This is a genomic window from Novosphingobium sp. P6W, assembly GCF_000876675.2.
Classification (GTDB): domain Bacteria; phylum Pseudomonadota; class Alphaproteobacteria; order Sphingomonadales; family Sphingomonadaceae; genus Novosphingobium.
In genome coordinates this window covers 1,206,464-1,220,712 of the sequence record NZ_CP030352.1, presented here as the reverse complement: position 1 = coordinate 1,220,712, position 14,249 = coordinate 1,206,464, and the positions used below count along the sequence as shown (strand labels likewise).

Below are 14,249 nucleotides of genomic sequence, written 5' to 3'. Positions count from 1 at the left end.
GGAAACACAACCGCCCTTCGTCATGGCGAGCGCAGATGACCGGAAACCAAAGCTGTTCCAACACCGCCGCGATCATCGTGGAACCGCATCCTGAGACCCCGCCCCTATCCCCAGCCACGGAACCAACCCCACTTTCACACGTCTATCGCTTGCACTACCAACATTGGCGAACCCGGGGCCGACGCGATTGGGGTCTGAATTGAATACCTTGAGCCGGTTTACCGAACGCCTCCCACTCCTCCCTGACCGGCCATTCCTGCGCTACGGCGCAACAGTGGCCTTTTGCATTTTCGCACTGTGGCTGCGCTGGGTGCTGGACGGCGCATTCCCGCCCGGATATCCGTTCCTGACGTTTTTCCCGGCCGTGATCCTCAGTTCGTTCCTGTTCGGTCCACGCCCGGGCATCCTTGCCGCCGTGCTCTGCGGCATATTCGCCTGGTACGTGTTCATCCCCCCGCGCATGGCTTTCGGGACTGACAGCGGCACGGTCACGGCGATGCTGTTCTATCTTGGCGTCGTCGCTGTCGACATCTGGCTCGTCCACCTGATGCAGGCCGCCAATGCCCGCCTGAACACAGCCCGCGAGGAAGTGCGCCTACTTGCCGAGGAACGCGGACAACTGGCGGAGCGCGCGGAACTGCTGTTCCAGGAAATGCAGCACCGCGTCGGCAACAACCTACAGATGGTGGGCGCCGTCCTGTCGCTGCAGATGCGCACTCTCAGCGAGCCGACCGCCCGCAAGGCCTTGTCCGATGCCGCGGCGCGGCTTCAGGTCATCGGCAATATCCAGCGCCAGCTCTACCGGCAGGACGGTCAATTGGTCCCGCTCGACCGGTTCCTCACCGAAGTATCGGGCAAGATCATGGCATCCAGCGCCCGCCCCGGCATCACCTGCCACGTCGAGGCGGAGGCAGGCATCATCCTGCGGCCCGACAGCGCTGTACCTGTCGCCCTGATCGTCACCGAAGCGATCGCCAACGCCCTCGAACACGGTTTCGCGGGCCGCCCTACCGGGCGCATCGTGCTGTGCGTAGCCCGCCGGGCCGCCGCCATCGTCCTCAGCGTGGAGGATGACGGCATCGGCCTTCCGCTCGACCTCGACCCCGCCAGCACCGACAGCATCGGCCTGCGCATCTCGCGCGTGCTGAGCCGGCAACTGGGGGCGGAAATGGCACTGGAAACCCGCGACTCGGGCGCATGCATGACCCTTAATCTGCCACTTTCCCGGCTCGCGGAACCCGCGCAGGACGCGGTTTGAGCGCCCCGTACCGCCCGGCCGCAGGGCTTGCACGCCAAAACGAATATTATCCTTGTCCGCGCCAGCTTGAGATTCAGCGGCAGACGCCTACATTAGCGGTCTGAAAGGACGGTTTTCCCGAATGAACGACGACCAGCCAAGCGGCAATCCCTGGGTCAAGAGCCTGCTCGTATGGGGGGGCATCTTCCTTGCGCTCCTGATGGTGGTGTCGATGTTCGGCGCGCGCACCACGACGGGCCCGTCCATCCCCTATTCCGATTTCCGCAGCAAGGTTGCCGAAGGCAGCGTCGCCTCGGTGGAGATCGCCGAAGACCGTATCGACGGAAAGCTCAAGAACGGTGACACGTTCAGCACGGTTCCTGTGCAGAACGACATCACCCTCACCCAGCTTCTCTCGCAGAACGACGTCAAATATTCGGGCAAGGAAGCAGAACAGGGCAGCCTGCTGCTCTACATCCTCGCGCAGACGCTGCCTTTCGTGCTGATCGTGGGTATCGCCTTCTTTGCGCTTCGTCAGGTCCAGAAAGGCGGCGGTTCCGGCGCGATGGGCTTCGGCAAGTCGAAGGCCAAGATGCTGACCGAACGCTCGGGCCGGGTTACCTTCGACGACGTCGCCGGCATCGACGAAGCGCGTGAGGAACTGGAAGAAATCGTCGAGTTCCTGCGCGAACCCACCCGCTTCTCCAAGCTGGGCGGCCAAATCCCCAAGGGCGCGCTGCTGGTCGGTTCGCCCGGCACCGGCAAGACCCTGCTCGCCCGCGCCATCGCGGGTGAGGCAGGCGTGCCGTTCTTCACGATTTCAGGTTCCGACTTTGTCGAAATGTTCGTGGGTGTCGGTGCCAGCCGCGTACGCGACATGTTCGAACAGGCCAAGAAGAACGCGCCCTGCATCGTCTTCATCGACGAAATCGACGCCGTCGGCCGTCACCGCGGCCACGGCCTCGGCAACTCGAACGACGAGCGCGAGCAGACGCTGAACCAGCTGCTGGTCGAAATGGACGGCTTCGAAGCCAACGAAGGTATCATCATCATCGCGGCGACCAACCGCCCCGACGTGCTGGACCCCGCGCTGCTGCGTCCGGGCCGCTTCGACCGCCAGGTCGTCGTGCCCGTGCCCGACATCGAAGGGCGCGAGAAGATTCTCGCCGTGCACATGAAGAAGGTGCCGCTGGCACCTGACGTCAATCCGCGTGTCATCGCGCGCGGCACCCCGGGATTCTCGGGCGCCGACCTCGCAAACCTCGTGAACGAAGCCGCCTTGCTTGCGGCGCGCCGTAACAAGCGCCTGGTCGCCATGCAGGAATTCGAGGACGCCAAGGACAAGGTCATGATGGGCGCGGAACGCCGCTCCATGGTCATGACCGAGGACGAGAAGAAGATGACCGCGTATCATGAGGCCGGCCACGCGCTCGTCTCGGTGCATGAACCTGCTTCGGACCCGATCCACAAGGCCACGATCATCCCGCGCGGCCGTGCGCTGGGCATGGTCATGCGCCTGCCGGAGCGTGACAGCTACTCGTACCACCGTGACAAGATGCTCGCGAACCTCTCGGTCGCGATGGGCGGCCGCGTCGCCGAGGAACTGATCTTCGGCTACGACAAGGTCTCTTCCGGCGCCTCGGGCGACATCCAGTATGCCACGGGCCTTGCCCGTAGCATGGTCACGAAGTGGGGCATGTCGGACAAGCTCGGCCCGCTCCAGTACGAGGAGACCCAGGAGGGTTATCTCGGCATGGGCGGATCGAACCGCACAATGGGCTCGGACGATACCAACCGCCTGATCGACAGCGAAATCCGTGTGCTGGTCGACAACGCCCACGCCCGCGCCACGCAGATCCTCAAGGACCAGAACGAGGCGCTGCACACGCTGGCGCAGGCGATGTTGGAATACGAGACGCTCTCGGGCGAGGACATCAAGCAGTTGCTCGATGGCGGCTCGATCGATCGCCCCAGCACTCCGCGCGGCGTTGCGGCACCGCGCCCACTCTCGGGTTCGGCAATTCCCAAGTCGGGCAAGCGCTTCAGCGGCGGCACCGCCCCGCAGGGCGCCTGACACATACCAGAGTTCTCCGACGGGAGAATGCAGGAGGGGCGCCAAGGTCTGACCTTGGCGCCCCTTTTATTTTATGCCGCAGTTCCCGCACTTTGCGGGCCGTCCAATCCATTCGTCATTACAAAAGCACCCGAGGAGTTAAAACTCTGCGAAGGGCGGAGCCGTCGCTAGGCCCGCTTCTGCGCCAGCTTTTTCTCGATCGCTGCCCACAGTCTTCCAAAGGCCTGCGCGGCGGGACTTTGCGGTGCTAATGCGCCCACCGGCTGGCGGTGCACCGCGCATTGTTCCACCACGCTGGCATAGGGGATCGAAGGCCAGTTGGGATTCGCCTCGTGCGCCTGCTTGTGCAGTGCGCGGCGCATGTCGAGCATCGACAGCACCGGCAAGATCGGCGGGTGACGTTTGGTATTCCCCGCAATTTCGCGCACCACCAGATCGAAGGCGCGCGCCGACAGCGGCGACGGCGGCAGCGGCACGATCACCAGATCGGCGGCGCGCACGATCTGCGCAGACAATTCGTTCATCACTGGCGGACAGTCGAGGATGATGCGCGGATAGTCGGCCGCCAGCTCCTCGGTCAGCTTGGCCAGTCGCTTGCGCTTGCCGATCCGCGCGAGCTGCGCGTCGAGTGTGCGGATCGATTCGTCTGCGGGCAGAATATCGAGATCGGCAAAGGCCGTCTTCTGGATCAACCCGGCAGCCGAGCGTTCGCGCGCGAAGACTTCCTCGGCAAGCTGCGCCTCCTGCGGTTCAAGCCCGTAGAGGAAGGCCGAGCCGCCAGCTGCATCGAGATCCCACAGCAGCGTCCGCCGCGCGCTTGCCACTGCCGAACACCAAGCGAGATTGGCCGAAAAGGTGGTTTTCCCCACGCCGCCTTTCACGCTGTAGACGGCAATGGTCGCGCTGCCGGGTATGCCGCCACCCGCGCTTGCTTCATCTTTCACGGACGCCGAAAGGGGACCGGCCCTGTTGGGCGGTCCCCCGGAAATTCCGATAATACGAGGTAGTTTCGATTTAGCGGCCACCTCGTGATCGTTGTCTGCCGCGCCGCGACAGTCAACGAAAAGGATCAACCGTCGTAGTCGCCGCCGATCGAGGTGTTGCGCGTCGGTGCCGAAGCAGTGATGCGCAAGGCCTCTGCCGACTGGCTGAGCGAACCGACGTCGTCCATCTCGTCGTCGTCGTCAGGCAGGACGCGCTGCATCGAGGTGACCAGCGTTTCCTTGAGAATCGACGGAGTCACCGTTTGCTCGGCGATCTCGCGCAAAGCGACGACCGGGTTCTTGTCGCGGTCACGCTCGAGCGTGAGTTCCGCGCCGCCCGAAATCTCGCGTGCACGCTGGGCAGCGAGCAGGACGAGGTCGAAACGGTTGGGGATCTTGTCGACACAGTCTTCGACAGTTACGCGCGCCATGGGCACTCCCGGTAAAAAATCTAAAGGTTCGGAAAGGACGGCCGATAGGGGCCTCCGCCGCGAAAGTCAAGGAAATGGGCTGAACCGCATCGTCGTTCCGGACCCGATCCGGGCCACGACCAAAAAGCGCAGCCAACTTTCTGCTGCAAAGCGCTTTTCGGTAATGTGCCGCTCTAAGAAATGCCTGCGGTCCCCGGCTCAAGGCCAGAAGACGGTCAGGCTTTCCTTTGCGTAAAGCCCAAGGCCAGCTTCGCCAGTTCGGGGAAGGCCTCTGCCCGTTCCCGCGCCTGGGCGTTGGCGGCGGTGCCGCGGATCACGCGGCCCTTGATTCCGTGGAAAATCGCGGCGAGGCGGAAGAAGTTGAACGCCATGTAATAACCGTAGTCCGGCATCCCATCGCGGCGCGTGCGGCGGCAATAGGCCGCGACATAATCGGCCTCGGTCGGGATGCCCAGCGCAGCGATATCGGCCCCGCCAAGGCCTGCCACGATGTGCGGGGGCATGTGGTACATCATCGCGTTATAGGCAAAGTCGGCCAGCGGATGGCCCAGCGTCGACAATTCCCAGTCCAGCACCGCCAACACGCGCGGCTCGGTGGGGTGGAATATCATGTTGTCGATGCGGAAATCGCCGTGGATCACGCTGGAGGCGCCGTCGTCCTCAGGCATGTTCGCCTCAAGCCAGGCGATCACCGCGTCCATGTCATCGTTGCGTCCGGCGGCCTCGTCCGCAAAATACTGCTTCGACCAGCGGCCGACCTGGCGGGCGAAGTAATTACCCGGCTTGCCGTAATCGCCCAAGCCGATCGCCTCGGGATCGAACGAGTGGAGCTGCGCGATCGTCGCGTTCATCGCGTCGAAAATGCCCGCGCGTTCCTCGTTCGAGACATCGGGGACGGTCGCGTCCCAGAAGATGCGCCCTTCGACCATTTCCATGACGTAGAACCACGTGCCCAGCACCGAATCGTCGGTGCACAGGCCGTAGACCCGCACGGCCGGGAAACCCGCACCGTGGAGCGCGGAAAGCACCTTGGCCTCACGCTCCACCGCATGAGCGCCCTTGAGCAGTTCACCCGGCGGCTTGCGGCGCAGGACGTAGGCGCGGCCCGGCGTCACCAGCTTGTAGGTCGGGTTCGACTGACCGCCCTTGAACTGCTCGACAGTGAGCGGCCCGGCGAAGCCTTCGACCTCGGCCTCCATCCAGCGGACCAGCGCCGCTTCGTCGAAGGCATAGCCTTCCCGGACGGCGGTGGTGCCCGAATTGGCCTGCGCTACGTCGGTTTCAGGGGGGCTCATGCCGGCTGCGCTTCCTTCGCCGCCAAGGCTTCCTGAGCCTTGCGCCAGTCGCGGCGGATCTTCTTGGCGAGGCTCCACTTGTGGACTTCGGTGGGGCCGTCATAGATGCGGAAGGCGCGGATTTCGCGGAACACCTGTTCCACGATCGTGCGTTCCGTCACGCCGGTGCCGCCCATGACCTGCACGCAGTTGTCGGCGATCTTCATCAGGGCCTCGGAAACCGAAACCTTCGCCATCGAGCTTTCGACGGTGCCCAGCGATCCGGTGTCAAGCACGCCCGCGCACCAGTCGATCATCAGTTCGCACTGCTTGATGAGGATTTCGTTCTCGGCCAGCATGAAGCCGACGCCCTCGTGCTCGATCAGTTGCTTGCCAAACGCCATGCGGCGGCAGGCATAGTCGCTGGCGATCTCATGCGCGCGGATGCAGCAGCCTAGCCAGCGCATGCAGTGCGACAGGCGCGCGGGCGAAAGGCGGATCTGGGCGTACTTGAAGCCCTCACCCGGCTGGCCCAGCATCTGGTCGGCGGGAACGCGCAGGTTGTCGATGGTCAGGGTGGCGTGGCCGCCGGGCATCGAGCTGTCGATGGTGTTCGGCACTTCGTCGATGCGGATCGCCTCGTCCGGCAGGTCGACGAGGAACATGCAGGCGCCGCCCTTGGTATCTTCCTCGGCCGAGGCAGCCATGACGATGCCCACCATCGCGCCCTGCGCGCCAGTGATGAAGGTCTTGCGCCCGTTGATGACCCACTGGTTGCCGTCCTTGTGGCAGGTGGTCTTCATCATCGACGGGTCGGAACCGGCGCCGCCCCATTCGGCAGGCTCGGTCATGAAGAAGGCGGAGCGGCCCTTGCCCTCGACGAGCGGCTTCAGGAACCGCTCCTTGAGATCGGGCGAGCCGACGTGGCCGATCAGGTACATGTTGCCCTCATCAGGCGCCATGGTGTTGCAGGCCAGCGGGCCAAGCGGCGAAAGGCCCGACTTGATGAGGACGACCGCCGTCTCGCGCTGGGTGAGGTGCGAACCATCCGCCTTGATGTGCGGGGTGAGCACGCCGGCCTCGCGGGCCATGCCGCGCATCTCCATCATCAGTTCGTCAGTGGGCGCGCCGTGGTGATCGCGGCGCGGGTCCTTCTCGAACGGCACCACCACATCGCGCACGAAAGCCTCGACCTTGGCGGCCATGTCGAGTGCGTGTTGGGAAATCTCGGTCATTACTGAAGCACCCGGATCGGATCGGAGCCATCCCAGTCGCGGGCGGCATCCTTCATCATCTGAAAAAGCCCTTCGGTGCCGCTCAGCGGCTGAAGGTACTCGATTACGTGGCCTGGGCCTTGACCGGGATCGACGTAGATCACTTCGCCGTCCGCGCCGACCTTACCCTCGACGATCACCTGCGCGCCCGCTTCGGCGCAGGCTGCCCGCGCGTCGGCGATCGATTCGACGAAGACGCAGACGTGGTGCAGCCGATCGCGCACGGCGTATTCGCCGGAGTAGAGCGAAGGGGCATCGCTGTCGGTCTTGATAAGCTCGATCTGGATATCGCCCCAGTACCCGATCGCCATCGTGAAAACGGCGTCGGTCGGCTCGCCCTTGTATTTCATCTCGTCAAGCCGGACGTCGTTCAGCACGAAGAACGGGCCGACGCCGACGGTCTCGATCCAGTATTTCATCGTGGCGTCGAAATCGGTCGGGAAGTAGGCGAGTTGGATCACGTCGCCGAGCCGCTTGAGCGGGCCCGGCTTCATGACTGCTGTGGTGGTAGCCTCTCCGTTCATTGTTTTTCCTTTCAGGCGAACATGCCTTCCGGCGCCTCGATCAGACCTTTGAGTGTCTGCAGGAACTGGGCGCCCGCTGCCCCGTCGATGGCACGGTGGTCAACCGACAGCGTGACCGAAATGCGGGTTTCGAACGCAATTGCGCCATCGTCCTTTTCGACCGGCTGGCGCAGCGCAGCACCCACTGCCAGGATCGCACCCTGCGGGGGGTTGATGATCGCATCGAAGTTCTCGATCCCGAACATGCCAAGGTTTGAGACGGAGAACGTGCCGCCGTCCATGTCGTCCATGCTCAGTTTGCCTGCTTGTGCCTTTTCGATCAGGCGGCGGGTTTCGGCCGCGATCTGGTCGATGCGCATGAGGTTGGCCTGACGCACCACCGGGGTGACGAGGCCCTTCGGGCTGGCCACGGCGATCGATACATCCGCATGCGGGAAGCGGTGGATCTCCTGCCCGTGCACCTGCACGTTGACATCCGGGTGCCTGGCCAGAGCGGTGGCGCAGGCCTTGACGATCCAGTCGTTGACCGAGGCCTTGCAGCCCAGCACCACATTGGCGGTCTTGCGCATTTCCATCAGCTTGTCGGCGCTGGCGGACATGCGCAGGTAGAAGTGCGGCAGTTCCTGCTTGGCCTGCGTCAGCCGCTGGGCGACGACCTTGCGAACGCGGTCGAACGGCACGACCTCGGGACGGTTTTCACCGGCCACGAATTCGGGCGTGCCGAAGCCGGCAGCGGCCTTCGTTTCCGGCACAAGCGCCAGAACGTCCGCTTTGGAGATACGGCCGCGCGGGCCGGTGCCGGTGAGGCCCGACAGCGAGAGGCCGTGCAGCGCTGCGATGCGCCGGGCGAGCGGCGATGCCAGCACCCTGAGGTCGTCCGGTTCCACCGCCAGCACGCCCTGAGGCGCCGCCGAGGAAGGACCGCGCAGGGCCTTGATGACATCCTGATGAGTGATACGCCCGCCGCGCCCCGATCCCTCGATACCGGAGATATCGACGCCTTCTTCCTCCGCGAGGCGCAGGGCCTCGGGGCTGATCGGGCGGTTGGTGTCGATCTTGACGCGCTGCTTTTCAGGTGCTGGAGCAGCGGCCACGGCGGCGGGTTCGGCCGCCTTGGCTTTCTCCGCACCTTGGGCGATGCCGCCCTCGGCAGGCTTGAAGCCGGCTACGAAGGCTTCGATCTCGTCGTCCGAGTGCGAGCCTTCGTCGAAGACCGCCAGCAGGGCGCCCACAGGCTCCTCGCCGGCACCGCCGCCGACGATGATGCGGCGCACCGTGGCGTCGTATTCGGCCTCGACTTCGTTGGTGATCTTGGCTGTTTCAATCAGGCACAGCGTCTGGCCGCGCTTGAAGCTGTCCCCTTCCTTGACCATCCAGTCGGCGACGGTGCCCTCGGTCATTTCGATACCCCATTTGGGCATCGTGAATGCGCGGATGCGGCTCATGTCAGCGCCTCTCTCAACGGTAATCGAGCGTCTTGCGCACGGCCGCCGCGATCTTCGCGGGGCTGGGCAGGTAGGCGCTCTCGAGTTCGCGGGCGAACGGTACGGGCGTGTGCGGGGGCGTCACCATCTCGATCGGTGCCTTGAGGCTGGCGAAAGCCTTCTGGGCGATGAGCGAGGACAGGTCGGTCGCCAGCGAGCAGCGCGGCGGCGCCTCGTCGACGATCACGGCGCGCCCCGTCACTTCGACCGAATCGAGGATGGCTTCCTCGTCGAGCGGCGAGGTGGTGCGAATGTCGATCACGTCGCAGCCGATGCCGTCCTGCGCCAGATCGTCTGCCGCCGTCTCGGCGTAGCGGACCATCATGCCGCTGGCGACGATGGTGACGTCCTTGCCGGCGCGGGCAAGGCGCGCGTGGCCGAAGGGGATGCAGAAGTCCGGGTCTTCGTTGACCTCGCCGGTCAGTCCGTAAAGGAACTTGTGCTCAAGGAAGACCACCGGATCGTCGTCGCGGATCGCCTGGCGCATCAGGCCGCAGGCGTCTTCCGGCGTGGTGGGCATGACCACCTTGATGCCGGGCATGCCGGTGACGAACTGGCTGATCATCTGGCTGTGCTGGGCCGCCGCGTTGTAGCCGGCGCCGCAAGGCATGCGGATCACCGCCGGGCAGACAGACTTGCCGCCGAACATGTAGCGGAACTTGGCGATCTGGTTCCACAGCTGGTCCATGCTGACGCCGATGAAGTCGGCGAACATGATCTCGGCGATCGGGCGCTTTCCGGCCAGAGCCAGACCGCCCGCCGCGCCCATGATCGCGCTTTCGCTGATCGGGGTGTCGATCACCCGGTTCGGGCCGAATGCGTCGTAGAAACCGGTCGTGGTTGACCAGATGCCGCCGATGGCCTCAGGCCCGCCGGCAGTGCCCATGCCGCCAACCACGTCTTCGCCCAGGACAACGACGCGTTCATCGCGCTGCATCTCCTGGAACATCGTGTTGCGGATGGCGTCGCGATACGTCAATTTTGCCATTGTTCTCGCTCCTGCCGTCAGTAGCTGATGTAGACGTTGTCGAGGACGTTCTCGGGCTGGGGACGTGCCCCTGCCCGCGCCGCTTTAACGGCATCCTCGATCGCCTGGAGAGCGTCGGCATCGACCTTGTCGAGGTCCGCATCGTCCAGCAGGGCGGCGCCCGTCACGCTGGCACGGAAGATCTTGAGGCAGTCGCGCTCGGCGCGCAGGCGGTCAAGTTCCCCCTCGCCGCGGTAACGCTGCGGATCGCCCTCGAAGTGGCCGAAGAAACGCTCGGTATCGAATTCCACTGCCGCCGGGCCATTGCCGGGGGTGCGGACATATTCCAGCACTTCGCGGAAAGTGTCGTGGACCGCAAAGAAGTCCGTGCCGTCCGCGCGCCATACCTTCATGCCAAAGGCTTCGGCGCGGCTGGCGATGTCCTGCACGGTGCCGACGGCGTAATCGACGCCGGTGTGCTCGGAATAGTGGTTGTTCTCAAAAACGAAGATGCACGGCGCCTTGGTGACGACGGCAAGGTTCATCGCCTCGAATGTGGTGCCCTGGTTGCAGGCGCCGTCGCCCGAGAAGGCGAGCGCGATGGCCAGCTTGCCGTCTTCGTCAGGACCGTCGATCTTGTTCGACAGCGCCGCGCCCACCGCGATCGGGGCGCCCGCGCCGACGATGCCGTTGGCGCCAAGCATGCCCTTGTCGATGTCGGCAATATGCATGGAGCCGCCCTTGCCGTTGCAAAGGCCGTCCTGGCTGCCCCAGATTTCCTTCATCATCCCGTCCACGTCGCAGCCTTTGGCAAGGCAGTGACCGTGGCCGCGGTGGGTGGAGACGATCTTGTCGCGCTCGGTCAGGTGTTCGCACACGCCGACGGCAACCGCTTCCTGACCGCAGTAAAGGTGGGTGAAGCCTGCGATTTCGCCGGTCTGGATCTCCTCATGGAGCCGTTCCTCGAATTCGCGGATCAGCTTCATCTGCCGGTAGGCGCGGGTCAGCGCCTCGCGGTTGAGCTGCATCAGGATTTCCTCTCGTTTGTGGTTTGGGTCCTTGAGGGCGTCGACAGGCTCAGCCTGAGCTGCGTTGTGAGCATATTGCCCACCCTACCGCGCTCATGCCGAGCTTGTCGAAGCATCACAGGCCCAACACCGATTTGGCGATGATCGTGCTCTGGATTTCGTTGGTACCACCAAAGATCGTCCAGGCCCGACTGTTGAGATAGCGCGGCGAAGCGACTTGCGCTCCCTTGGAATGAAGCCCCTGCGGCGCGTTGTCACCGTAAAGCGGACGCGCGGTTTCCAGTTGGAGACCGGCGGGACCGTAGAGGTCCACCGCCAGCAGGTCGATGTCCTGCCGCAGGTTTGAGGCGAGCAGCTTGGTCAGCGAGGTCTGCGGGCCGGGCTTGCGGCCCTTGGCGATCTCGGAAATGATCTTCAGCTCGATCATTTCGAGCGCGTTGACCGAAAGCCGTGCCTTGGCCACGCGGCGGCGCCAGTCGGTCTGGTCGGACAGCGCGCCGCCCTTTCCGTCGCTTTCCAGCTTCGCGCCGGCCTCGATCTGGTCGAGGTCGTAGCCTAGCTTGGGAGCGTGGCACGATCCGCCGCGCTCGTTTTCGAGCAGGAACTTGGCGATCGTCCAGCCCTGCCCCTCGCCGCCGACGAGGTTTTCGGCAGGGACCATCACGTCCTCAAGGAAGACCTGGTTGACTTCATGGTCGCCGGCATTGGTCAGGATCGGGCGCACCGAAACGCCGGGGCTGTCGAGGTCGATCAGCAGGAACGAGATGCCCGCCTGCTTCTTCACCTCGGTATTGGTGCGGACCAGCGTAAACATGCGGTTGGCATGATGCGCGTGGGTGGTCCAGATCTTCGATCCGGTGACGCGGTAGTGATCGCCTTCCAGTATCGCGCGGGTCTTCAGGCTGGCCAGGTCGGAACCCGCGCCCGGCTCGGAGAAGCCCTGGCACCAGTAATCCTCGCCCGAAAGGATGCGCGGCAGGACCTGCGCCTTCTGCGCATCGGTGCCGAAGTTATAGATCACCGGGGCCAGCAGCTTGAGGCCCAGCACGGTGAGGTTGGGCGCGCCGGCGGCAGCGCACTCCTTCTCGAACAGGTAGCGTTGCAGCGGGGTCCAGCCGGTGCCGCCGTGCTCGGCAGGCCACTGGTAGCCCAGCCAGCCCTTCTTGTTGAGCACGCCGTTCCAGGCCTGACCGATATCCGGCTCGACGAAGACGGACGGGGTCGCCGCCGCGCCGGCCTTGACGTCGGCAGGGAGGGATTCGCGCAGGAAGGTGCGGACCTCTTCGCGGAAAGCGGCGTCTTGCGGGGAAAGTTCGATATCCATCAGCGTTCCAGAATGGTGACGGCGGAGACGCCCGGCGCGCCGTAGACATGGCTGTAAGCCGTCTTCGGCGAGTTCGGGACCTGACGGCCACCGCCGTCGCCCCGCAATTGCACTACGTTTTCAAAAACCTGGCGCAGGCCCGATGCGCCGATCGGCTCCCCGCAGGCCAGGCAGCCGCCGTCGGTATTCACCGGCAGCGCACCGCCGATCTCGGTATGACCGTCGGCCAGCCACTTCTCCTGCTCGCCATCGGCGCAGAAGCCGTTTTCGGCCATGTGCATGATCTCGGCGCCGGCTTCGGTATCCTGAAGCTGGGCAACGTCGATGTCGCCCGGGCCGATGCCGGCAAGGCGGAATGCGTCAGCCGAGGCAATGCGCGAGGCCGTGCCGCGCGGGCGGGTATCATCGGCGACCACGTCGACCGAAGGCGCGAAGACCTCGAAGCTGCTGGGCGGGCGGGTGCGCATGGTCGCGGCCTTCAGGCGGATCAGCGGCTTGCCCAGTTCGCGCGCCTTCTTCTCGCTGGCGAGGATCAGCGCGACGCCGCCCTCTGCGGGCGAGCAGAACATGTACTTGGTGTAAGGATCGCTGACCAAGGGCGCGGCGAGGATATCCTCCAGCGCAACGGGTTGACGGCGCCATGCATGGGGCGCGTGAACGGCATTGCGAAATGCCTTTTCCGCTACCCTGCCCAGCGATTCCTGCGAGATGCCGAACATGTTCATATAGCGCATGATCTTGGCGGCGAAGAACTGCGTAGTGACCATCTGGCCCATCTCGCCGTACCAGTCGGGCAGGTTGTATTCGCTCGGCAAGGCATTGAAGGCGCCGCGCGGATGCTTGTCGAAGCCGACCGCGAGGCCAAGCTCGAACTCACCCGACTTGATCGCCATCTGGGCGGAAAAGAGCGCCGATCCACCCGCCGCGCAGCCGTTGCGCACGTTGATGAACTGCATGCCGGTCAGGCCGAGACGGTCGACCATGGTGTCCGGGTTCCCTGCCGCGTCCGAGCTGCCATAGGCAAACTGGACCTGCGGCCACTCGACCCCGGCATCGGCCAGCGCCTGACGCACGGCGAAAACGCCCTGATCCACACCGGACAGGCCATCAGTGCGCCCGAACGGGTGGATGCCGATGCCGACGATGCACACGTCACCGCTCATGCTGCGTCTCCTGCGGGTTCGAATGCGGGGATGAAAACGCTGCCCTCATCCTCGGGGTTGAGCGGTGCGGGCGCGAAACGCACTGGCATGCCGATCTTCAGGTCCTCGAAGGCAACACCGTAAAGCGGCGCCTCGACGATGACCTCGCCCGGCAGTTCGACATAGGCGACCACCCAGGGCTTGAAGGCTTCAGGCCCCGCGTAAGGCGGCGTCTTGGGCCGATAGCGCTGCACGGTGTAGGACCACAGCGATCCCTCCCGCGAAAGCGGCACGGGTTCGTATGTGGAAGCGGCCGGGCATGGAAAAACGATGCGGCCGGTTTCCCGGTCCTTGCCACCGATCAAGCGCGGCTCTGCCTCGTCGGTAAACAGCCCTGTTGCAATCGCGCGCATCTTGCTCCCGCTTCCCATCGAAACTGGCCGGTATCGTGGTCCGGTCATGAGAACGGTTTAAGCCTGCCTGCCCCGGCATTGTGACTCACCAAAA

13 protein-coding genes are annotated in these 14,249 nt (G+C 64.6%); 2 read left to right on the top strand and 11 right to left on the bottom strand.

The window, feature by feature from the left end:
• Nucleotides 1-208: 208 nt before the first annotated feature.
• Nucleotides 209-1,258, top strand: a complete 1,050-nt coding sequence (locus TQ38_RS05890; protein WP_082057747.1) for a sensor histidine kinase — start codon at nucleotides 209-211, stop codon at nucleotides 1,256-1,258.
• A 121-nt stretch (nucleotides 1,259-1,379) separates the two neighbouring features.
• Nucleotides 1,380-3,311 carry an ATP-dependent zinc metalloprotease FtsH gene (ftsH, locus tag TQ38_RS05885; RefSeq protein WP_043976428.1) on the top strand — a complete coding sequence of 644 codons (1,932 nt, stop codon included), beginning with the start codon at nucleotides 1,380-1,382 and terminating at the stop codon, nucleotides 3,309-3,311.
• Between the two features lie 167 nt (nucleotides 3,312-3,478).
• Here ftsH and TQ38_RS05880 read toward each other — a convergent pair whose 3' ends face one another.
• The 11 genes from TQ38_RS05880 to TQ38_RS05830 all read right to left on the bottom strand — a co-directional run bounded on the left by TQ38_RS05880 (nucleotide 3,479) and on the right by TQ38_RS05830 (nucleotide 14,155).
• On the bottom strand, nucleotides 3,479-4,255 hold the full coding sequence (locus TQ38_RS05880; RefSeq protein ID WP_205316102.1) for a ParA family protein: 777 nt from the start codon (nucleotides 4,253-4,255) through the stop codon (nucleotides 3,479-3,481).
• Nucleotides 4,256-4,380: 125 nt separating this feature from the next.
• Entirely contained in the window at nucleotides 4,381-4,725 is a 345-nt protein-coding gene (rpoZ, locus tag TQ38_RS05875) for a DNA-directed RNA polymerase subunit omega (RefSeq protein ID WP_043976430.1), read from the bottom strand.
• Nucleotides 4,726-4,940: 215 nt separating this feature from the next.
• Complete coding sequence (locus TQ38_RS05870) at nucleotides 4,941-6,020, bottom strand: phosphotransferase (RefSeq protein ID WP_043976432.1); 1,080 nt, start codon at nucleotides 6,018-6,020, stop codon at nucleotides 4,941-4,943.
• A complete protein-coding gene (locus tag TQ38_RS05865) occupies nucleotides 6,017-7,234 on the bottom strand; it encodes an acyl-CoA dehydrogenase family protein (protein WP_043976433.1) in 1,218 nt (405 codons plus the stop codon). The genes TQ38_RS05870 and TQ38_RS05865 overlap by 4 nt, the downstream gene beginning before the upstream one ends.
• Complete coding sequence (locus TQ38_RS05860) at nucleotides 7,234-7,797, bottom strand: VOC family protein (protein WP_043976435.1); 564 nt, start codon at nucleotides 7,795-7,797, stop codon at nucleotides 7,234-7,236. The genes TQ38_RS05865 and TQ38_RS05860 overlap by 1 nt, the downstream gene beginning before the upstream one ends.
• 11 nt (nucleotides 7,798-7,808) lie before the next feature.
• Nucleotides 7,809-9,242, bottom strand: a complete 1,434-nt coding sequence (locus TQ38_RS05855; protein WP_113941888.1) for a 2-oxo acid dehydrogenase subunit E2 — start codon at nucleotides 9,240-9,242, stop codon at nucleotides 7,809-7,811.
• 13 nt (nucleotides 9,243-9,255) lie between these two features.
• Nucleotides 9,256-10,269, bottom strand: a complete 1,014-nt coding sequence (locus tag TQ38_RS05850) for an alpha-ketoacid dehydrogenase subunit beta (RefSeq protein WP_043975589.1) — start codon at nucleotides 10,267-10,269, stop codon at nucleotides 9,256-9,258.
• Between the two features lie 17 nt (nucleotides 10,270-10,286).
• The gene (locus TQ38_RS05845) at nucleotides 10,287-11,276 is read right to left on the bottom strand and encodes a thiamine pyrophosphate-dependent dehydrogenase E1 component subunit alpha (protein ID WP_043975588.1); all 990 of its coding nucleotides are present in this window, start codon (nucleotides 11,274-11,276) and stop codon (nucleotides 10,287-10,289) included.
• Nucleotides 11,277-11,391: 115 nt separating this feature from the next.
• Complete coding sequence (locus TQ38_RS05840; protein WP_043975587.1) at nucleotides 11,392-12,600, bottom strand: acyl-CoA dehydrogenase family protein; 1,209 nt, start codon at nucleotides 12,598-12,600, stop codon at nucleotides 11,392-11,394.
• Complete coding sequence (locus TQ38_RS05835; RefSeq protein WP_043975586.1) at nucleotides 12,600-13,763, bottom strand: thiolase family protein; 1,164 nt, start codon at nucleotides 13,761-13,763, stop codon at nucleotides 12,600-12,602. The genes TQ38_RS05840 and TQ38_RS05835 overlap by 1 nt, the downstream gene beginning before the upstream one ends.
• A complete protein-coding gene (locus tag TQ38_RS05830; RefSeq protein WP_043975585.1) occupies nucleotides 13,760-14,155 on the bottom strand; it encodes a Zn-ribbon domain-containing OB-fold protein in 396 nt (131 codons plus the stop codon). The genes TQ38_RS05835 and TQ38_RS05830 overlap by 4 nt, the downstream gene beginning before the upstream one ends.
• Nucleotides 14,156-14,249 lie beyond the last annotated feature (94 nt).